The 19,891-nt window shown below is 36.6% G+C and carries 19 protein-coding genes; all 19 read left to right on the forward strand.

Features of this window, described 5'->3' with window-relative positions; all coding sequences use genetic code 11:
* A partial coding sequence (locus PHY73_03775; GenBank protein MDD3374827.1) for a YggS family pyridoxal phosphate-dependent enzyme occupies positions 1 to 237 on the forward strand: 237 nt, incomplete at its 5' end.
* A gap of 24 nt (positions 238 to 261) precedes the next feature.
* A complete protein-coding gene (gene proC / locus PHY73_03780; GenBank protein MDD3374828.1) occupies positions 262 to 1,050 on the forward strand; it encodes a pyrroline-5-carboxylate reductase in 789 nt (262 codons plus the stop codon).
* A gap of 5 nt (positions 1,051 to 1,055) precedes the next feature.
* Positions 1,056 to 1,913 (forward strand): S-methyl-5'-thioadenosine phosphorylase, encoded by an 858-nt coding sequence (gene mtnP / locus PHY73_03785; GenBank protein ID MDD3374829.1) that lies wholly within the window; start codon positions 1,056 to 1,058, stop codon positions 1,911 to 1,913.
* Positions 1,914 to 1,916: 3 nt separating this feature from the next.
* Positions 1,917 to 4,697 carry an isoleucine--tRNA ligase gene (ileS, locus tag PHY73_03790; protein ID MDD3374830.1) on the forward strand — a complete coding sequence of 927 codons (2,781 nt, stop codon included), beginning with the start codon at positions 1,917 to 1,919 and terminating at the stop codon, positions 4,695 to 4,697.
* A gap of 60 nt (positions 4,698 to 4,757) precedes the next feature.
* Positions 4,758 to 5,141: a TraR/DksA family transcriptional regulator gene (locus PHY73_03795; GenBank protein ID MDD3374831.1), complete on the forward strand. Its 384-nt coding sequence runs from the start codon at positions 4,758 to 4,760 to the stop codon at positions 5,139 to 5,141.
* Positions 5,142 to 5,161: 20 nt separating this feature from the next.
* On the forward strand, positions 5,162 to 5,632 hold the full coding sequence (lspA, locus tag PHY73_03800; protein ID MDD3374832.1) for a signal peptidase II: 471 nt from the start codon (positions 5,162 to 5,164) through the stop codon (positions 5,630 to 5,632).
* Positions 5,608 to 6,333, forward strand: a complete 726-nt coding sequence (gene lgt, locus PHY73_03805; GenBank protein MDD3374833.1) for a prolipoprotein diacylglyceryl transferase — start codon at positions 5,608 to 5,610, stop codon at positions 6,331 to 6,333. The genes lspA and lgt overlap by 25 nt, the downstream gene beginning before the upstream one ends.
* A complete protein-coding gene (locus PHY73_03810) occupies positions 6,305 to 7,198 on the forward strand; it encodes an RluA family pseudouridine synthase (GenBank protein ID MDD3374834.1) in 894 nt (297 codons plus the stop codon). The genes lgt and PHY73_03810 overlap by 29 nt, the downstream gene beginning before the upstream one ends.
* 96 nt (positions 7,199 to 7,294) lie before the next feature.
* Complete coding sequence (locus tag PHY73_03815) at positions 7,295 to 8,116, forward strand: hypothetical protein (protein MDD3374835.1); 822 nt, start codon at positions 7,295 to 7,297, stop codon at positions 8,114 to 8,116.
* A complete protein-coding gene (gene aroA / locus PHY73_03820; GenBank protein ID MDD3374836.1) occupies positions 8,113 to 9,402 on the forward strand; it encodes a 3-phosphoshikimate 1-carboxyvinyltransferase in 1,290 nt (429 codons plus the stop codon). The genes PHY73_03815 and aroA overlap by 4 nt, the downstream gene beginning before the upstream one ends.
* A 69-nt stretch (positions 9,403 to 9,471) precedes the next feature.
* Positions 9,472 to 10,548 carry a rod shape-determining protein gene (locus tag PHY73_03825; protein ID MDD3374837.1) on the forward strand — a complete coding sequence of 359 codons (1,077 nt, stop codon included), beginning with the start codon at positions 9,472 to 9,474 and terminating at the stop codon, positions 10,546 to 10,548.
* A 19-nt stretch (positions 10,549 to 10,567) separates the two neighbouring features.
* Positions 10,568 to 11,359, forward strand: coding sequence for a rod shape-determining protein MreC (gene mreC / locus PHY73_03830; protein ID MDD3374838.1), 792 nt, complete (start codon positions 10,568 to 10,570; stop codon positions 11,357 to 11,359).
* 19 nt (positions 11,360 to 11,378) lie between these two features.
* Positions 11,379 to 11,864, forward strand: a complete 486-nt coding sequence (gene mreD / locus PHY73_03835) for a rod shape-determining protein MreD (GenBank protein ID MDD3374839.1) — start codon at positions 11,379 to 11,381, stop codon at positions 11,862 to 11,864.
* Positions 11,840 to 13,555, forward strand: coding sequence for a penicillin-binding protein 2 (gene mrdA, locus PHY73_03840; protein MDD3374840.1), 1,716 nt, complete (start codon positions 11,840 to 11,842; stop codon positions 13,553 to 13,555). The genes mreD and mrdA overlap by 25 nt, the downstream gene beginning before the upstream one ends.
* A gap of 6 nt (positions 13,556 to 13,561) precedes the next feature.
* Positions 13,562 to 14,668, forward strand: coding sequence for a rod shape-determining protein RodA (rodA, locus tag PHY73_03845; GenBank protein ID MDD3374841.1), 1,107 nt, complete (start codon positions 13,562 to 13,564; stop codon positions 14,666 to 14,668).
* An 81-nt stretch (positions 14,669 to 14,749) separates the two neighbouring features.
* Positions 14,750 to 15,202 (forward strand): hypothetical protein, encoded by a 453-nt coding sequence (locus PHY73_03850; protein MDD3374842.1) that lies wholly within the window; start codon positions 14,750 to 14,752, stop codon positions 15,200 to 15,202.
* Complete coding sequence (locus PHY73_03855; GenBank protein ID MDD3374843.1) at positions 15,199 to 16,920, forward strand: ATPase, T2SS/T4P/T4SS family; 1,722 nt, start codon at positions 15,199 to 15,201, stop codon at positions 16,918 to 16,920. The genes PHY73_03850 and PHY73_03855 overlap by 4 nt, the downstream gene beginning before the upstream one ends.
* Positions 16,920 to 18,626: a GspE/PulE family protein gene (locus PHY73_03860; GenBank protein MDD3374844.1), complete on the forward strand. Its 1,707-nt coding sequence runs from the start codon at positions 16,920 to 16,922 to the stop codon at positions 18,624 to 18,626. Before PHY73_03855 ends, PHY73_03860 begins: the two co-directional genes overlap by 1 nt.
* Positions 18,627 to 18,682: 56 nt before the next feature.
* Positions 18,683 to 19,891 (forward strand): type II secretion system F family protein, encoded by a 1,209-nt coding sequence (locus tag PHY73_03865; protein MDD3374845.1) that lies wholly within the window; start codon positions 18,683 to 18,685, stop codon positions 19,889 to 19,891.

A 19,891-nucleotide genomic window follows, 5' to 3' on the forward strand; every position in this document is an offset into this window, starting at 1 on the left:
TTTAAGAATATTGAAATTCAGGGGCTTATGACAATAGCTCCTTGGACGCAGGACAAAATAATTGTTCGTGATTGTTTCAAGCGTTTGAGTGATTTGAAAGAAAAGATCTCAGATCAGTTTTGTAAAGTGCCGCATGTTCAAATGAAATTTTTATCAATGGGCATGTCAAATGATTATGAAATCGCACTTGAAGAGGGGTCAAATATGATTCGTATTGGGCAGGCTATTTTTTCTTAGAGATTATTGTTTTTGGATAAAATTATGAAAAAAATTGGTATTATTGGTTGTGGCAATATGGGCGAGGCTATTTTGGCAGGAGCTCGATCTAAGTTTTCGATTATTGTTAGCGAGACATCCCGAACGCGCCAAAAGTATTTAAAGAAAGTTTATCGTCTGACAACTAAGAGCATTGCAGATCTTTTAAAAGTTTGCGATGTCGTTGTGTTAGCGGTTAAGCCTCAGGGTATTGACGATGCGCTACAGGAATTAAAAGGAGCGGCTCTTAGCAAGAAACTTTTTATTTCAATTGCTGCAGGCATTACGACAAATTATTTAGAAAAGAAAATAGGTGCAAAGGCCCGTGTTGTTCGTGCTATGCCAAATTTGCCCGCAAAAATACAAAAAGGGGCGACAGCTGTTTGTAGAGGGAAATATAGTAGCTCGCAAGACATTAGAGTTGCGGTGTCTATTTTTGATACAATCGGAAAAACGATTGTTGTAAAAGAAAATCTTATGGATTCTGTCACAGCTGTTTCGGGAAGTGGACCGGGATATATCTATCTTTTTATTGAAGAAATGATTAAAGCAGCAAAGGCGCTAGGGTTTAATGAGAAAATAGCGAGCGACTTAGTTCTTCAGTCGTTTGATGGAAGTATCGAGCTGTTGAAGAAGAGTAAGGATAATGCACAGATATTACGAAAAAGGGTAACTTCAAAAGGCGGGACAACGCAGGCTGCGATTGATGTTTTCTCAAAGAACAAAATAGATGTTATTTTTAAGCAAGCTTTAAGAGCAGCTCAAAAGCGGTCTAAAGCATTATCGAGGAGATAGTTTTTATGCGAAAAATCGGAATTATTGGTGGAAGCGGGCTTTATGATATTGAAGGTATTGAAAATGTTAAAGAGGTAAGAGTGCAGACGCCTTTTGGTGAACCTTCGGATGCTTATGTTTGTGGAGAGCTTCAAGGAGTTGAAGTTGTATTCTTGCCGCGTCATGATAAGGGACATAAAATTTCTCCAAGTGAAATTAATTATCGGGCTAATATTTATGGTATGAAAAAACTAGGTGTTAGTGCGATTTTTTCTGTTTCAGCTTGCGGTAGCTTAAAAGAAGAATTAAAACCAATGGATTTTGTTATTCCAAGCCAATTTATTGATCGAACCACTAAGCGGCAATCGACTTTTTTCTCAAGTGGAATTGTTGCTCATGTTGGGTTTGCAGATCCGACCTGTTCAAAGCTTTCGGATATCTTAGAAAAAAGTGCTCGAACTGTTGGGGTTAGCGTTCATCGTGGCGGAACTTATTTGAACATGGAAGGTCCGCAATTCTCAACAAGAGCTGAGTCTAATCTTTATAGATCTTGGGGTTTGGATATTATTGGGATGACGAATGCAACTGAAGCAAAGCTTGCACGTGAGGCTGAGGTAGCTTATGCTACGTTGGCGGCTGTGACAGATTATGACTGTTGGCATGAATCCCACGAAAGTGTTACGGTTGATATGATTATTAAATATTTAACAAAGAATGTTGATAATGCAAAAAAGATTTTAAAAAAAGCTATTGTTGAGGCGGCTAAGGTGGAATGTTTTGAGGCTGAGAACGCGCTTCAATTTGCTATAGTGACAGATAGGACAAAGATTTCTAAGAAGATAAAAAAAGATTTAGATATTATTATTGGGAAATATATTAAATAAATTATGAACTATCGTGACACATTAAATTTACCAAAAACAGATTTTTCTATGCGTGCTAGCCTTGCAAAAAAAGAGCCTGATCTTTTGAAGAAATGGGAAGAACAAGGTCTTTATCAAGCCATCCGAAAGAATGCCAAAGGCAAAAAGGAATTTATTCTGCACGACGGACCTCCGTATGCTAACGGCAATATTCATATTGGCCATGCTTTAAATAAAATTTTAAAAGATATTATCGTTAAATTTAAAACCATGCAGGGATTTGATAGTTTGTATGTGCCTGGATGGGATTGTCATGGGCTTCCGATTGAGCATCAATTACTTAAAGAAATGAAGGCGCATAAGTCTCAGGTTGAGTTGGTTGATTTTAGAAAAAAAGCGCATGACTATGCAATGAAATATGTTGAGATTCAAAAAGAACAATTTAAGCGCCTTGGTATTTTTGGTGAGTGGGACGATCCTTATTTAACGCTTGATCCAGAATATGAATATTGGATTTTAAAATCATTGGCCCAGCTTAATAAAAAAGGATATCTCTACAGAGGTTTGAAGCCGGTCAATTGGTGTGCGGTTTGTGAAACAGCATTGGCTGAAGCTGAAGTGGAATATGAAAACCACAGTTCTCCATCTGTTTTTGTTAAATTTAAGGTTGAGAATCCTCAGCAATGTAAAGAGGCTGATCAGAAAAAAAAGATTTCATTGCTTGTCTGGACAACAACGCCTTGGACGCTTTTGGCTAATGTTGCGGTTGCGGTTCATCCGAGTTATCGATATGTATTTGTTGATGTCGGCGATGAGATCCTTGTTTTGGAAAAAACATTATCTGTCTCTGTTTTAGAAAAAGGTGGAGTTCAAGATTTTAAGATTATCAAAGAATGTAGTGGGAAAGATTTAGAGAACTTTTTTTATACGCACCCGTTTGAGCTTCGAGAACATTGTCCAGTTGTCAGTGTTGATTATGTTACAAGGGAAGATGGAACAGGACTTGTGCATACGGCTCCTGGTCATGGGCAAGAAGATTATGAAACAGGCCTGAAATTCAAATTGGATGTTGTTGTTCCTGTTGATCATCGAGGTGTTTTTACAGATGAAGGTGCTGAGTTTAAAGGGATGCACGTTTTTAAAGCAAATCCAATAATTATTGAGCGATTAACTGAAAAAGGAATTCTCTTTTTCAGTCAAGATGTTACGCATTCGTATCCGCATTGTTGGCGCTGCAAGAAGCCAATTATTTTTAGGGCAACGAAGCAATGGTTTGTATCGATTGATCATGATCATTTGCGTTCAAAGCTTGTTAAGGCGATCAAAGAAGAAGTTCAGTGGATTCCTGAATCTGGCGAGGATCGTATTTTGGGAATGGTTAAAACGCGTCCAGATTGGTGTTTATCTCGACAGCGATATTGGGGCGTTCCTATTCCGGCGCTTATTTGCCATGGATGCGGGGATGAACAAAAACTGTTTTCGGATGTTGTTGAGCATTTAGCTGATCTTGTTAAAAAGGAAGGAACTGATGTTTGGTTTGAAAAAGACATCAAGGATCTTTTGCCAATTGGATTTGTTTGTCCTGATTGCGGAAAAGCTGATTTTGAGAAGGCTAATGATATTTTAGATGTTTGGTTTGATTCTGGGGTAAGCCATCAAGCTGTGCTTAAAGGAAAGATTGATAAAACCATCCCGGCTGATTTGTATTTAGAAGGGTCTGATCAGCACAGAGGATGGTTCCAGTCTTCTTTGATTCCAGCTGTGGCGATGGAGGGTTGTCCACCGTTTAAGGCTGTTTTGACACATGGATTTGTTGTTGATGGCAATGGGCGAAAAATGTCAAAATCTTTAGGGAACGTGATGTCTCCTTTAGATATTATTAAAAATTATGGTGCAGATTTTTTAAGACTTTGGGTGGCTTCTAGCAATTATAATGAAGATATTCGTATTTCAAAAGAAATTATGGATCGTTTAGTTGATGCGTATCGAAAAATTCGAAATACGGCCCGTTTTATGTTAAGTAATTTGTTTGATTTTGATATTGAAAAAGATATTGTTTCTTGCGAGGAAATGTTGGCGCTTGATCAATGGGCTTTAGATAAAATGGCCACCATGGCTGAAGAAGTAGAAAAGAGTTTTGACCAATACAATTTTTCTGATGTTTATAAGAAGATTTATTCGTTCTGTAACGAGGAAATGTCAGGCAAATATCTTGACATCCTAAAAGATAGATTGTATACTTCTGCATCCAAGTCGATTCATAGACGTTCAGCGCAAACTGCTCTTTTTTATATTTTGGATGTTTTGGTTCGATTAACTGCTCCAATCCTAAGCTTTACTTCTCAAGAGATTTTTGAAGCGATGCCTAAAGAGTCAGCAGTGCAAGAAAACTCAAACATACATCTTTTGAGCTGGCCAGACCAATTAAATCAATGGCAGAATAAAAAAGTTTCCGATAGTTTTAAAATTATCGAAGAGGTAAGGCCTAGCGTTTTAGCCTCTTTAGAGGAAAAGCGGCAACAAGGCATTATTGGCAGTTCTCAAGAAGCAAGGATTATTTTTAATATTGCAGACAACGCAATGCTTCAACGGTGGCAGGCATGCGATAAAATGTTTGATTTAAAGACTATTTTTATTGTTTCTGCTGTTGAGATAAATAAAGCGGCTCAGGGTTTTAATATTACTGTGGAGAGAGCGGATGGCATGAAATGTTTGAGGTGTTGGAATTATAGCAGCAAAATAGGTCAAGATAAAGAGCATCCAGAATTATGCGAGCATTGTCTTCCGGTTATTCAAAATATGTGACAAAGTAGAATAAATTTTTAAAAATCATTTTGGTTAAAAGTTAGGATAAAGGAGCTTTAGATGAAAAAAAAGGATTTGGATAAGAATAAGATTGCTCAATATCAAAAAAGTTTATTTAATCTTAAAGAAAAGATTACTAGTGATATTCGGCAAATTTCTAAGAATTCTTCTTCGTCAGATCGAGGAGAGTCTGGAGATATTTCAGGTCACGTGATGCACCTGGCAGATGTTGCAACAGATATGTATGATCGAGAATTTTCTTTAGGATTGGCTTCCAATGATCGAGAACTTCTTTCAAAAATAGATAAAGCCTTAAAGCGTATTGAAGATGGAGTCTTTGGCATTTGTGAAGAATGTGATGGTCCTATTCGAGAAATTCGCTTAAAAGCGCTTCCGTATGTTGAGAATTGCTTAAAATGTCAAGAAAAGCTAGAGTCTCAATAAATTTTGTTTAATGGCCATTCATGACAAGATCTCAGCTGACTATTTTCATTTCATTTTTTACTATCACGGCAATTGTTTTTCTTGATAGGATTTCAAAAATATTTTTTTCTCAATTACTTTCTCTCGGTGAATCTATTCCTGCGATCCGAAATGTTTTTCATTTGACGTTGGTTCATAATACAGGTATTGCTTTTGGTCTTTTTAAGAATCAAGGCATTGTTTTTGTTGTTATCTCTGCAATTGCGATTCTTTTGTTTAGCGCTTATCTTTATTTGCATAGAGAAGATGAGCATTTTGGACCACTTTATATTTTTGCTTTTTCTTTGATTATCGGTGGTGCTTTAGGAAATCTAATTGATCGAGTGTGCTTTGGATATGTGATTGATTTTATTGATTTTCAAGTGTGGCCTGTCTTTAATTTAGCTGATAGTGCGATTACCATTGGAACAATTATTATTTTAATGACATGTATCCCATTCTTTTCAAAATAGGATCGTTAACCATTTATTCGTATGGAGCAATGTTGGCTCTTGCGATTGTGGTTTGCTCTTTTTTGCTTCAAAAAGAAGCAAAGCAAAAAGGGATTAATCCAGACTTTATTTTTGATCTTGTTTTTTGGGTTGCTATTTTTGGTATTTTAGGAAGCCGGATATTTTTTGTTTTTTTGAATATCTCTTATTTCATTGATCACCCTTTCGAAATTATTATGATTTATAAGGGGGGATTGGCGTGGCAGGGTGGATTGATTTTAGGGTCACTAGCAGGGTTTCTTTTTATTAAAAGAAAAAAAGAGCCTTTGTTACAAGTAATAGATTTAGTCGCTCCATATATTGCTTTGGGTCAAGCCATTGGTCGATTGGGATGTTTTTTAAATGGATGTTGTTACGGGAAAGAAGCCCAATGGGGAATCTTTTTTCCTGTCCATTCTGCAAAATTGCAACCAACGCAGTTGTATTCATTTGCAAGCCTTCTTGCCATATTTTTTACGCTTAAATATTTCCAAAAAAAGAATATTGCACCAGGGACAGTTTTTATTCTATATTTTATTTTATCTTCCACGCAAAGGTTTTTTATTCAATTCGTGCGCGCAGATTATGATCCCATTTTTTTAAATTTAGGAATTTTCCAAATTATTAATATTTGTATTATTTTAGTGGCCACTTATGGATACGCATACCTTAATCGTCGGTGAAGATCATGTTAATGAACGCGTAGATATTTTCTTAGCATCGAATCTTCCGCAATGCCCATCTCGAAGTTTTGCAAAGCATTTAATTGATCAAAACTTGGTTTCTGTTAATCAAAAAATTGTCAAACCTCATTACAAGATTCAGATTGGGGATGCCATAGAAGTTAAATCTGAGCTTCCTGGAGAATTGCGCGCAACACCACAAGATATTGCATTAGATATTTTTTATGAAGATGAAGATATTGTTGTTGTCAATAAACCAGTTGGCATGGTGGTGCATCCTGCGCCAGGATGTCGTAGCGGTACTTTGGTGAACGCTCTTTTATATCGATATCAAGAGCTGTCGACTGCTGGCGATGCTCTTCGTCCTGGTATTGTGCATCGCCTAGACAAGGAGACATCAGGGTTGATTGTTGTTGCAAGAAACAACAAATCACATGTTCGCTTGGCAGGGCAATTTGAAAAACGTATTGTGAAAAAACAATATGTTGCTTTAGTTGAGAATTTAATTGAATTTGACGAGGGAAAGATTGATGTTCCTTTAGGTCAGCATCCGCAACATAGAGAAAAGAGGGCTATCCTTGCTGCGAACGCAAAGTCTGCTGAAACAGTTTATAGGGTTTTAAAGCGATTTAAGAAATCTACGCTTGTTGCTCTTATGCCCAAAACAGGACGGACGCATCAGTTGCGTGTTCACATGGCTTACTTGGGCCATCCTATTTTAGGGGATGATAAATATGGGAAGAAAGCGAATTTCCCAAGATTAGCGCTACATGCAAGATCTATTGTTTTTAAACATCCAACGAAATTCAAATGGATTGGGTTTTCTTCCATTATTCCAAAAGAGTTTTTAAAGGAAGATTTTTGAGAGATTCGTTTTTTTGGTTTTTTTCGAATCTGCTTTACTTATGAATCCTTTCTCTTATAATAATATTAGTATAAAATTTAAAAGGAGAAAAAGAATATGAATAAATCAGGAAAAACACTAACAATTTTTCTTGTCGTTTTTTCAATCTTACTTTTGTCCCTAACGGCTATTTCGATATTCTTCTTTCAAAAAGAACGTGAGATGCGTCAAGGAGCTCAGGCAAAATTGGAAGTTTCTGAGCAAGACAGGGCCAGAATATCTGGAGAGCTAGAAGAATCTATTGCAAAAAATACTTTGTTTGAGCAACGACTTAAAGAAGCGGATGAAAAAATTAATGGTCTTTTAGATGATTTTGATTTAGAAAAAGCATTAAAAGAAGAGATCAAAAAAGAAAATTTGGTTTTAAAGAATAATGTTGATTCTTTAACTGTCGAAAAAAATAAATTTCAAAAGGAAGCGATTGCTTTGAGAGAGAAAACTGCATCGCTAGATCAGGAATTAACAGCATCAAAAAATTTGGGAATAGAGCTCACGGAGAAATTAAGAGAAAGAGAAGAAAGGATTAAGTCTTTAGAAGAGGCGACAGAGCAAGATAAAGTTGATCTTGATAAAATTGTAATTACACCGGGTGAGCCAGTAGAATCTATTGAGACTCAAGAAGGCGTTTCTGAAAAGTCGCCAGAAGCTGTCGAAGGCAAGATACTAAAGATTAATCGTGAAAATAATTTTGTTATTATTAATTTAGGTCAGGAAAGCAAAATGCAAGAAGATGCTGTTGTTAAAATATATCGTGGTAAATCGTTATTAGGGGAAGCAAAGGTAACGCGTGTTCAGGCATTAATGTCTGTTGCTGATGTCTTGCCTCCCTTGCTTGCAAAGAAAATAAAAGTTAACGATAAGGTTGTTGTTCCGCAATGATTCTTTCGGTCGGTCCTATCAAAAATTTAAAGGGAAGTATTTTTCTTCCTTCTTCAAAATCTTATTCGATTCGTGCTGTTATTATTAGTGCTTGTGGCGGCACATCTAGAATTAAAAATCTTTCTTCTTGCGATGATGTCAAGTCTGCTATTTGTGTCGCAAAATATTTAGGGTCGAGTGTTATTTCTTTTTCGAAAACAGATTATTTTGTTAAAGCAAATTTTTCAAAAGAAAAGAAATCTTTTATTGTTAATGTTAATGAATCCGGAACAGTGCTGCGTTTTGTTTTGCCTCTTTTGGCATTAAAAAATAATAAAAGTCAAGTTTTTGGGGAAGGAACACTTTGCTCTCGACCAAATCATTTTTTAACAAAAGTATTGCGAGAAATGGGGCGAGACGTAAAAGGAAAAGGAATCAAAGAAACAGTTCCGATTAGCATTGAAGGTGGTTGTTTAAAAGGGGGACAAGTTAGCATTGATGGGTCCTTGAGTTCCCAGTTTATATCTGCGCTTTTAATTGCTGCGCCGTTCTTGAAAAATGATTTGCAGCTTTTTATTAAAGGAAAAACATTTGTTTCTCAGACGTATATTGAGATGACAATTAATGTTCTTGAGAAAGCTGGTGTTTTGGTTCGGCGCGTATCGAGGAATTGTTTTCTGGTTAAGGCTAATCAGGAATTTAAAGGATTGAAGAATTTTGTAGTTCCGTCAGATTACGGCTTGGCTGCTTTTTTGTTAGCGGCCGGGGCTTTGGTTTCATCTGATATAAGTTTAAAAGGATTTTTGGATTCGAGTTTGATTCAGGCCGATGGCAAAATAATGGATTTTTTAAAAATAATGGGCGTTAAAATAAGCAGGACGAAGAGTTCTTTGCAGCTTAAAGGCCCTTTTATTTTAAATGGCGGTTCTTTTTCTTTGAAGGATTGTCCGGATCTTCTTCCAATTATGAGTATTTTAGCTCTTTTTGCTCAAAAAAAGACACGTCTTTATGGTATTGAGCATGCGCGGATTAAAGAATCGGATCGGATTGGCGATTTAAAGAAAGAATTAATGAAGATTGGGGCTAAGATTACTGAGAAAAAAGGTGAGATAATTATTTATCCTCAAAAAGAATACAGGAAAAATGTTTTACTTGACCCTCATCATGATCATCGGTTGGCAATGTCATTTTGTGTTTTAGGGTTAAAAGTTGGTGCGAGAGTTAAAGATATAGAATGTATTAATAAATCGTATCCAGGCTTTCTTTCTGATTTTAGAAAATTAGGGGCAAAGATTGATAAAATATAAAAAGCCTTTGGGATTGACACTGCTTTTCTTTTCATATAAGATGTTTTTGTTACCAATAGGAGCAATAATATGATACTGCGAAGATTCTGGAAGAAAGCTAAAAAAGGTATAAATTATATCTTTGGTCTTTTTTCCAATGACATGGGAATCGATCTAGGAACGGCTACTACTTTAGTTTATATTAAGGGACAAGGGGTTGTTCTGTGCGAGCCATCTGTTGTCGCTATTCATAAAGAGACTGGCCAAGTTTTGGCTGTTGGTGAAGAAGCTAAAAGAATGCTCGGTCGTACTCCTGGCTCTATTGTGGCGATACGCCCAATGCGAAATGGTGTTATTTCTGATTTCGAGATAACAGAAGCAATGCTTCGTTATTTTATTAAGAAAGTTCATTCTCGAAAGGTATTAGTCCGTCCGGCGATGGTTGTTGCGATTCCGTCGGGTATTACAGAGGTAGAAAAAAGAGCTGTTAAAGATTCTGCTGAGCGGGCTGGTGCACGCTCTGTTGATTTAATTGAAGAGCCAAAAGCTGCTGCGATTGGGGCTGGTCTTCCTGTAGAAGATCCGGCCGGCAATATGATTGTTGATATTGGAGGGGGAACCACAGAGTTTGCGGTTCTTTCTTTAGGAGGCATTGTTAATTCGCAATCTATTAGAATTGCAGGAGATGAGATGGATACAGCTATTATTGATTTCTTAGGCAAGACGTACAACTTGATGATTGGTGAGCGTACCGCTGAAGAGATTAAGATTCGCATTGGATCTGCTTATCCTCTGGATGAAGAATTGACTATGGATGTTAGAGGGCGAGATCTTATTTCTGGTTTACCGAAAACAATTACGATTACCTCTGCAGAAATTCGTGAAGCGCTTCAGCCTCCAGTTCGGGCTATTGTTGATGCATCGAAGGTGACGTTGGAGCAGACTCCACCAGAGCTTGCCGCTGATCTTATTGATCGAGGCATTGTCATGGCAGGCGGTGGTTCTATGTTAAGAGGTCTTGACAAATTGATTGCTGAAGAGACAGGACTTCCTGTTCACATCGCTGATGATCCGTTGACAGCTGTTGTGTTAGGAACCGGTCAGATGTTGGATATGCCTTTAAGATTACGTCGAGGCCTTGTGGTTCCTACTAAAATTGATTTCTAATGTTTGAAAGAATATTAATGTGTTTCGAAGCTCACAACGAAAATTTATATATTTCTTAATTCTTGCCCTTCCATTCTTTATTTTATTCTTTAATCAAAATATTTTTTCTGGATTGCGAACAGCTGTCATTTCTGCTTCCTCTTGGCCAATCAAGATTGTTACCTTTCCCTTAAAAGAAGTTAAAAAGATTTTATTTTATCGAAAAACTTTTAATGAAAATAGAATTTTAACCGACGAGGTCAAAACCCTTAGAAGGCGCTTGATTGAACAAGAGGAAGTTTTGAAAGAAAATAGCCGTTTTAAAAATCTTTTGGATTTTCAGTCAGCATCTGTTTTTTCTTCTGTTGCAGCGAGCGTTGTAGGACGAGATCCATCGAATTGGAGCGCAGTTATTGTCATTGATCGCGGAGAAGTTGATGGATTAGAGCAGGGAATGCCGGTGGTCAGCTCTTTAGGTGTCATTGGCAAAATTTTAGAAGTTGGATCTAGAGTAAGCAAAGTGATGCTTTTGACAGATCCAAGTTTTAGCGTCGCCGCTATTATTCAGCGCAATCGAGAGCAGGGCTTGGTTTCTGGAACATTGCAGGGGATTTGTCGAATGCAATATTTGTCACCAGAGTCAAAAATTAATATCGGTGATAATGTTATTACATCAAAGTTGAGTTCTTTTTTTCCGGAAGGGCTTTTGGTTGGAAAAGTTATTGCTGTTCAGGATAGTCCTGGTAGTCCGACAATCGAATGCTTTGTCGAGCCAGCTGTTTCGCTATCACAAATAGAAGAAGTGATTGTGCTTAAAATACCACGGGAATAAATTTAGGTGTTTAGAATTTATGAAAAAACTTTTTGGAATTGCTTTTTTTTCATTTGTGCTATTTTTAGCCGAAGTAGCAATTTTTCAGATATTTGGGTCTTGGTTTAAGCCTAATCTTCTTATTTTGCTTGTAGTTTATTCTAATTTAAAGTTTGGCATTCGTTATGGGATTTTTGCTTCTTTAATCGGGGGTATTCTTTCTGATAGTTTTGGTTCTGGAATTTTCGGTGTTCATATTATATCTTTTATGTTTTGTTCGTATATTCTAGCTTTGGTTAGGAAGTATTTCTTACAGTTTGATGCTCTTTCTTTTAAGTTTATTATTTCTGGATTTTTTAGTTCTCTTAATGTTATTTTAATTTATTTTATTAGTTCAATATTCTTAAAGATTAATTTTAGCGATGTTTTTATTTTCATTTTTCTTCCCGAAGTTGCGGCAACCGTTGCGGTTTCGCCGTTTTGTTTTGATTATCTTAGAAAATGCGACTTAAAGTTATTAAATTAATTATTTCTAGTCTTTTCCTTGTTTTAATTTTGGGGCTTTTTTATCTTCAAATTATCAAGGGTAATGAATACTATGAATTGAGTCGATACAACCGTATTCGTATTGTATCGATTGAGGGTAATCGGGGACGTATTTTAGATCGAAATGGCGTTGTTTTGGCAGATACTCGTGTATCGTTTGATGCGGTTGTTGTTCCTCAAGAAATTAAAAATAAAGAGGATTTATTTCTGTTTTTAAGTAAAACTTTGGAAATTGATCGCGATGCATTAATAAAAATTTTTAGAGAGAAATCAGCGGCTCCTTTTGTTCCGGTTATTATTCAAGAGGACGTTAATCAAAAGAAAGCTATTGCTTTAGAGGAGAATAAATTTCGATTTCCTGGACTTTTTGTGAAAGTGGGTGCAAAAAGAGAATATCCTTTTGGTAAAGTTGGTGCGCATGTTTTAGGTTATGTTTCAAGGATAAATCGGGACAAGATGAAGAAGTTTAAGGGTTATGGATATTCTGTTCAGGATGTGACTGGATATTCTGGAGTTGAAGAATATTATGACAATTTTTTAAGAGGACAGGATGGGGGTTTTCAGGTAGAAGTTAATAGCCGTGGTGAGCAAGTGCGTTTGCTGGGAAAGAAAGAACCGGTTAAAGGTCAAGACATTGTGCTGGGTATTGATGTTCGAATTCAGGAAATTGCAAGTGAGCTTCTTTCTGACCAAAAAGGGGCTATTGTTGTTTTGGATCTTGACACAGGAGAAGTGTTGGGTTCGGTCAGTGTTCCGTCGTTTGATCCTAATGTTTTTACGGATGGTTCAAAATCTAAAGAAAGAGGTCGATTATTTTTAGATTCTTCTGCTCCAATGATGAATCGAGTGATTAGTGGCCAGAATCCGCCGGGGTCAATATTTAAGATTCCGATGGCTATTGCTGCGTTAGATCAAAAGAAGGTTTCAGTTGAAAAAACTTTTTTGTGCAATGGTGTCTATCGCTTAGGGAATAGATCCTTCCGGTGTTCTCATTCTCATGGGATTCAGAATTTTACTGAAGCGATTGCTCATTCTTGCAATGTTTACTTTTATAATGTTGGATTATTGCTAGGCCCTGAGAAAATGGAGGAATATGCGCATCGATTTGGTTTAGGAAATTTGACGAATATTGATCTTCCGTACGAGGAACCTGGATTGATTCCAGATCCGGATAGGGCCTTTAAGCGTTCTGGGCGGTCTTGGAGCAAAGGAGATACGTTAAATTTCTCTATTGGGCAAGGAGATGTTTTAGCGACACCAATTCAGCTTGCTAATATGATTGCAACTGTTGCTCGCGAAGGAAAAGAAATTACTCCACATGTGATGATCTCTCTTGGAGATATGGAGAACAAAAAGTTGATTTTATCCCGAGATATGGATGTTCCTAAGAAATATTTTCAGGATGTTAAAACTGGTATGAAAGCAGCCGTTGGAGATTATGCGGGGACAGCGCATTTATTGGCGATAAAAAATCTTTTAGTCCTTGGAAAGACGGGGACAGCACAAACATCTGGAGGGAAGAACTCTCATTCTTGGTTTGCTGGTTTTTGCCCAGAGACAAAACGAAAAATAGTATTTTGTATCTTTCTAGAGCATGGTGGCTCTAGTTATTACGCGTGTCGTTTAGCCAAAAAGTTTTTGCTTAGAATGAGAGAAGAAGGGATTATATAGTTATTTATGAGCCGAAATTTAAATAAAATTATTTGGATTGCAATGATTGTTATTGTTTCTGTCGGTTTGCTTGCGTTGTATAGCGCCTCGTATCAAAATGCAAGAGTTTCGCAAAAAGTTTTTTTTGATCAGCTTATTTTAGCTGTTGTTGGGTTTTTAGCTATTTGGGGGTTAAGTCATGTGGATTATCGGAAATTTTATGACATAGCATATGTTCTTTATGCGGCGAATGTTATTTTCTTGCTTGGAATTTTTATTTTTGGACATTACGCGCTTGGTGCAAAAAGATGGATTGAATTTTTTGGTTTAAATTTTCAACCATCGGAGTTGATGAAGTTTTCAATTATTTTAGTTTTAGCGAGATATTTTGCTGATAATAAGCCAAAGATTGCTTTTCATCGCTATGGAGTCAATTCAGAGTTCTTTTCGGATTTTCTAGTTCCATTTGTTATTGTCGCTTTTCCAGCCTTTTTAGTTTTTAAACAGCCTGATTTGGGGACAGCTCTTTTACTTTTTGGAATTTTTGTTGTTGTGTTGTATGCAAGTGGGATTGCGTATAAATATTTATTAGGTTTAATTAGTCTTGGGCTTGTTTCTCTCCCTGTTCTTTGGAGCTTCATGAAGTCATATCAAAAAGATCGATTGTTAGTTTTTTTAAATCCGAATATTGATCCTCTAGGAGCGGGATATACGATTATTCAATCAAAAATTGCCGTTGGGTCTGGTCAAATATTCGGCAAAGGGTGGTTGTCTGGAACACAAAATCAACTTAATTTTTTGCCTGAAAGGCACACAGATTTTATTTTTTCGGTTGTGGGAGAAGAGTGGGGTCTCGTTGGTTCTGTTTTTTTAATTTTTTGTTTTTTTATTCTTCTTATGAAAGCGCTTGATCTTATTGAACGAACTAAAGAAAAGTTTGGATATTTGGCAGGTATTGGTATTGTTACTATTTTGGCACTTCAAACTGTTATTAATATTGGCATGGTTTTAGGGCTTTGTCCGATTGTGGGCCTTACCTTACCTTTTGTTAGTTATGGTCGGTCTTCTTTTGTTGTTTTTGTTTTGATGATGGGTTTTCTGTTAAGTCTTGGAAAAAGAAGAACAATCTTTTAAATGTCAACGATTAAATTTGTAATATTCTTAGTTTTAAGGTAATATATTATATATTTTTATAAATAGGTATATTTATACATTATGGAAGATTATAAACGAGCTAATAAAAAGTTTTTAGGGGAGCTTCTTATTGAAAGAGGCGTTATTAATAAAACGCAACTAGATGAGGCTATCCTTTATCAAAGCAAAAAGGGAGTCTTAATTGGGGAGGCTTTGATTTTGCTTAAACATGCCTCAGAAGAAGACATCGCACAAGCGTTAACTTCTCAATATGGATTTCCTTATTTACCTTTATCGAACTATGAGATTGAAGAAGATGTTCTTTCTTCTGTTCCTCTTCATCTCTGTGAAAAGTTTTGCTTAGTTCCCATTGATAAGATTGGAGCAAGCTTGACTTTAGCTATGGCAAATCCGCTGGTTTCCGAGGCGATTGAAGAAATTGAAGAATTAACAAAATGTTCTGTTCAAACATTTGTTAGCACATCAACGGATGTGCGAAATACGATAGATCGATATTATCGAGCAAAGAAATGATTTCGCCACTCAAGAAATTAAAAGAAATATTAATCGAGAAAAAGAGCATTGATCCTGTTATTTTTGATCAAGCAGAAGCTGTCGGTGAGTTTTTTGTTGATTATATTATCAAAAAGGGACTTGCATCAGAATCAGAAGTTGTTGATTTCTTTGTTGAGGGACTGGGAGCGATATCGGTTGATGTTTCTGACTTAAAAATCTTTCCTGATGTACTTAGTATTATTCCTAAGGCAATTGTTTTGAATTATCAAGTTATGCCAATAGCACGCATAGGGCATGTTCTTGTTTTGGCAATGGCTAACTCATCTGATATTGTTTCGATTGATAATATTAATGCTTTGACGGGTTTTAAAGTCCGCCCTGTTGAGTCGCAGCTTGAAGATATTGAAAAGGCAATTGGGATTTATTATTCTGAAGATGCTAATATTGCTTTTGATCAAATTATAAAAGATATCTCTGACTCAGAGGAGCTCGAGCTTGTCAAAGATTCGTCAAAGATTACTGAAAAACAGCATGTTGAGAATTTAACCCAAGATGCGCCGACAATAAGGCTAACAGACGCTATTATTAAGCAAGCGATTACTGCTAAGGCAAGCGATATTTTTATCGAACCTTTAGAGAAAGCATTGCGTATCCGCTATCGTGTTGATGGCATCATCAGAGAAGTAGAGCGGATGTCTAAGAATCTCCATTTTCCTGTTATTTCACGAATCAAGATTATGTCTAATCTTGATATTTCCGAGCATCGCCTTCCTCAGGATGGACGTTTTAAGATTATGACTGATCGAAAGCAAGAAGTGGATTTTCGTGTGAGTGTATTGCCAGCTGCATTTGGTGAAAAAGTTGTTTTGCGTGTTTTAGACAAAAATGCAGCGATGTTGGATATTACAAAACTTGGACTTAAAGGACAGGCGCTTGAAACTCTCAAAGAGTGTTCGTTAAAACCTCATGGTATGATTTTAACCTGTGGGCCGACAGGAAGTGGAAAGACGACAACGCTTTATTCTATTTTAAAGTTTATTGATTCTCCAGAAAAAAATATTATTACAGTTGAAGATCCTGTTGAGTATCAGATGAAGGGGATTAATCAGGTTAATATTAAACCTCAAGTCAACCTGACTTTTGCTTCAACCTTGAGATCGATTTTACGTCAAGATCCGGATGTTATCATGATTGGGGAGATTCGTGATTTTGAAACTTTAGACGTTGCTATTAAAGCAGCGTTGACTGGCCATTTAGTTTTAAGTTCGCTTCACACGACTACCGCGGCAGGGTCAATTGTGCGGATGATGAATATGGGTATTGAGCCATTTTTGATTTGTTCGTCTGTTTTGAGTGTTGTTGCCCAACGTTTGCTTCGAAAACTTTGTGATAAATGTAAAGAGCCTTATGATGTTCCGGATTGCGTCGCTGAGAAGATCGGACTAACTAAATTAAAATTTGATGAAAAGCCGACATTTTTTAAAGCTAAGGGATGTAAGCATTGTTTTGAATTGGGATATCGAGGAAGAGTCGGAATTACGGAGATTATGGTTTTGACTCCAGCCGTTAAAAAATGTATTTTAGAACGATCTGGTGAGTACCGCATTAAAGAAGTTTCTCGTCAAGAAAATATGGTAACAATGAGAGAGGATGCTCTTGAAAAGGCTGCTGTAGGCCTAACATCAATTGAAGAGGTTTTGAGAGTAACAGCTTTAGATGAAGAGATGAAAGAATAATGGCGATAACGATTAAAGAAAAAGTTTTAGATGCTCTTGCTCACTCGCACGGGATTAGCCAAAAAGATCTTAATGATGCCGTTGCCTTACAGCAAAAAAGAGGTGTTGGGCTTGATAAAATCTTAATTGAAAAAGGTCTTGTTTCCGAGCAGGATTTATTGGTTCTTCTTGTTAAAGAGTTTAAAATTCCAACTATTAATCTCTCTAAGTATAAAATTGATCCATCCCTTAAGGAAATAATTCCAGCGCGTATTGCACGTCAACATCATTTGATTCCTATATCAAAAATTGGAAAAACAATTACAGTTGCCCTATCAGACCCATTTAATATTTTTGCGGTTGATGATTTAAAAACATTGACGAATAGAAATGTAGATGTGGTTATGAGCGAAGAGTCTAAGATTGCACAAGCCCTTGATAACTATTATGGTGCCCAGGATGTTGAAAGCGTGGCTGATGTTAGCAGAGATATAGATATTAAAGATTTTGAAGTGGTCAGCGAAAAAGAAGAAGATGGGTTGAAAGAAGTTAATCTTGAAGAAAGTGTGCGTGCTCCAATTGTGCGCATGGTTGATTTGGTTATTCGTGAGGCGTTAAAAGAAAGGGCTTCTGATATTCACATTGAACCGAGTGAATCTACGGCTCGGGTTCGCTATCGTATTGATGGTGTTTTAAGGGAAGTTTTAAACATCCCAAAAGTAAATCAAAATGCTGTTATTGTGCGTATCAAGATTATGGCAGGTATTAACATTACAGAAACTCAGGTTCCTCAAGATGGCCGTTTTAAAATGCGGCTTTCATCTAAAGAAGTTGATTTTCGAGTATCGCTTCTTCCGACAACGTTTGGACAAAAGGTTGTTATTCGTATTCTTGATAAAAGTAATTTGTCAGCTGGTTTAGATGGGCTTAGTTTTTCAGAAAAACCATTAATTAAATTAAAAGAGGCAATTGAAAAACCTTTCGGGATGATTTTAGTTACCGGGCCAACGGGAAGTGGAAAATCAACGACTCTTTATTCGATTATTAATCAGCTTAATACGGTTGATAAAAATATTATTACAGTTGAAGATCCTGTTGAATATTTGGTTGACGGTCTTACTCAAATTCAGGCACGTCCAGATATTGGCCTTACTTTTGCTTCCGGCCTAAGATCAATTTTACGGCAAAGCCCGGATGTTGTTATGTTAGGCGAAATTCGTGATTCTGAAACAGCGGATATTGCTATCAAGGCATCTTTAACTGGTCAGCTTGTTTTGTCGACCTTACATACTAACGATGCAGCTGGTGCTTTGACACGACTCATTGATATGGGTGTAGAATCTTTTCTTGTATCTTCGAGTGTGATTGCTATTTGCGCGCAGCGATTATGTCGAATGATTTGTCCGAAATGTCGAGAAGAAATTCAATTGCCGGAGAGTGTTTTAGAGGAAATTAAAAGCAAGATTAAGCCAGGAACAAAATTTTATCATGGGAAGGGATGCGATTTTTGTCGGCAAACAGGATATCATGGCCGGATTGGCATTGTTGAGGTTTTGGAAGTTGACGAACATGTGCGAGAAATGTTGATCAAGGGATCCAGCACCTCAGAGATTAAAGATTATGCAGTAAAAAATGGAATGACAACACTCTGGGACGATATGGTCGAGAAGTTCCTTTCTGGAGTTACGACGATTGAAGAAGTTTTTAGAGTTGCAAGTTCGGAATAAACGTATGGAAGAGCATTGTTTTGCTAACATAAGGGTTTTAAAATAGGAGCTTAATTATGCCAAATTATAAATACATTGCAAAGGATGAAAGTGCTGCGACAATTAGCGGTAAGGTTGTTGCTGAGGACGAAGATGCTGTTATTAAAGAATTACGTAAGCGTAATTTAATTATTGTTTCGATTGAAGAAACAAAAAGTTTAGATGTACGAAATATTTCTTTTGGAGGCAATAAGGTTAATCCAGATGATTTGGTTGTTTTTACGCGCCAGCTTGCAACAATGATTGAGGCAGGCATTCCTATTCTACAAAGTCTAGAAGCTTTAGGAGAGCAGGTAACGGATCGATATTTTAAAGAGGTTATTGCAACCGTTAGAGAAGATGTTTCGGTGGGCAATAGTTTGTCGGTTGCGTTTGCAAAGCATCCCAGGGTTTTTGATACTCTCTTCGTAAGTATGGTCAAAGCTGGTGAAACAGGAGGTGCTTTAAATGAGCTCTTGGATCGTGTTGCTGGATATATGGAAAAAACGCTTAAATTAAAACGAAAAGTTAAATCAGCAATGGTATATCCGATTGTTGTTATTTCTATGGCGATTGTTATTACTTTAGTTTTATTAATTAAAGTTGTTCCAACATTTAAAGAAATTTATGATTCTTTAGGGCAAGAATTGCCTGCGATGACGCAGATACTTATCAGTGTAAGTGAAAATTTGAGGTCAAGTTTTCTTTTGCTCATTTTTGGTTTTATCGGAATTTTTATTTTCTTTATTAATTATAAGAAAACAAAAAACGGAAGTCTTCAGATTGATCGTGTTAGTCTCAAGCTTCCGATTTTTGGTCCTCTTATTCAGAAAGTTGCCATTAGTCGTTTTAGCCGAACACTTGCAACATTAATACAGAGTGGCGTTCCTATTCTTACATCATTAGAGATTGTTGGAAAAAGCTCTGGTAATCGTGTTATTGAAATAGTTTCAACTGATGCCTGCACTCACATTCGAGATGGCGAAAGTATTTCAGAACCATTGGCAAAAAGTAAAGTTTTTCCGCAGATGGTTATTCGCATGATTTCTGTTGGAGAGAAAACAGGAAAAATGGAAACAATGCTAACAAAGATTGCTGAGTTTTATGAAGATCAGGTTGATGCTGCTGTCTCTGGGTTAACAAGTATGATTGAGCCTCTTATTATTGGATTTTTAGGTGTTGTAGTCGGATTTATTGTCATTGCGTTGTTTTTACCGATTATTAATTTAACAACAATAATTCATTAA

The sequence above is a fragment of the Candidatus Omnitrophota bacterium genome (assembly GCA_028693815.1).
Lineage (GTDB): Bacteria > Omnitrophota > Gorgyraeia > Zapsychrales > Aceulaceae > Aceula.

Bases quoted from the DNA above. Each gene is read 5' to 3' on its own strand.
- PHY73_03860 (MDD3374844.1), top strand. From the start codon at position 16,920: ATGGCGATAACGATTAAAGAAAAAGTTTTAGATGCTCTTGCTCACTCG.
- rodA (MDD3374841.1), top strand. From the start codon at position 13,562: ATGAGCCGAAATTTAAATAAAATTATTTGGATTGCAATGATTGTTATT.
- aroA (MDD3374836.1), top strand. From the start codon at position 8,113: ATGATTCTTTCGGTCGGTCCTATCAAAAATTTAAAGGGAAGTATTTTT.
- lgt (MDD3374833.1), top strand. From the start codon at position 5,608: ATGTATCCCATTCTTTTCAAAATAGGATCGTTAACCATTTATTCGTAT.
- PHY73_03865 (MDD3374845.1), top strand. From the start codon at position 18,683: ATGCCAAATTATAAATACATTGCAAAGGATGAAAGTGCTGCGACAATT.
- lspA (MDD3374832.1), top strand. From the start codon at position 5,162: ATGACAAGATCTCAGCTGACTATTTTCATTTCATTTTTTACTATCACG.
- mrdA (MDD3374840.1), top strand. From the start codon at position 11,840: ATGCGACTTAAAGTTATTAAATTAATTATTTCTAGTCTTTTCCTTGTT.
- ileS (MDD3374830.1), top strand. From the start codon at position 1,917: ATGAACTATCGTGACACATTAAATTTACCAAAAACAGATTTTTCTATG.
- PHY73_03795 (MDD3374831.1), top strand. From the start codon at position 4,758: ATGAAAAAAAAGGATTTGGATAAGAATAAGATTGCTCAATATCAAAAA.
- PHY73_03810 (MDD3374834.1), top strand. From the start codon at position 6,305: ATGGATACGCATACCTTAATCGTCGGTGAAGATCATGTTAATGAACGC.
- PHY73_03850 (MDD3374842.1), top strand. From the start codon at position 14,750: ATGGAAGATTATAAACGAGCTAATAAAAAGTTTTTAGGGGAGCTTCTT.
- mtnP (MDD3374829.1), top strand. From the start codon at position 1,056: ATGCGAAAAATCGGAATTATTGGTGGAAGCGGGCTTTATGATATTGAA.
- proC (MDD3374828.1), top strand. From the start codon at position 262: ATGAAAAAAATTGGTATTATTGGTTGTGGCAATATGGGCGAGGCTATT.
- PHY73_03815 (MDD3374835.1), top strand. From the start codon at position 7,295: ATGAATAAATCAGGAAAAACACTAACAATTTTTCTTGTCGTTTTTTCA.
- mreD (MDD3374839.1), top strand. From the start codon at position 11,379: ATGAAAAAACTTTTTGGAATTGCTTTTTTTTCATTTGTGCTATTTTTA.
- PHY73_03825 (MDD3374837.1), top strand. From the start codon at position 9,472: ATGATACTGCGAAGATTCTGGAAGAAAGCTAAAAAAGGTATAAATTAT.
- PHY73_03855 (MDD3374843.1), top strand. From the start codon at position 15,199: ATGATTTCGCCACTCAAGAAATTAAAAGAAATATTAATCGAGAAAAAG.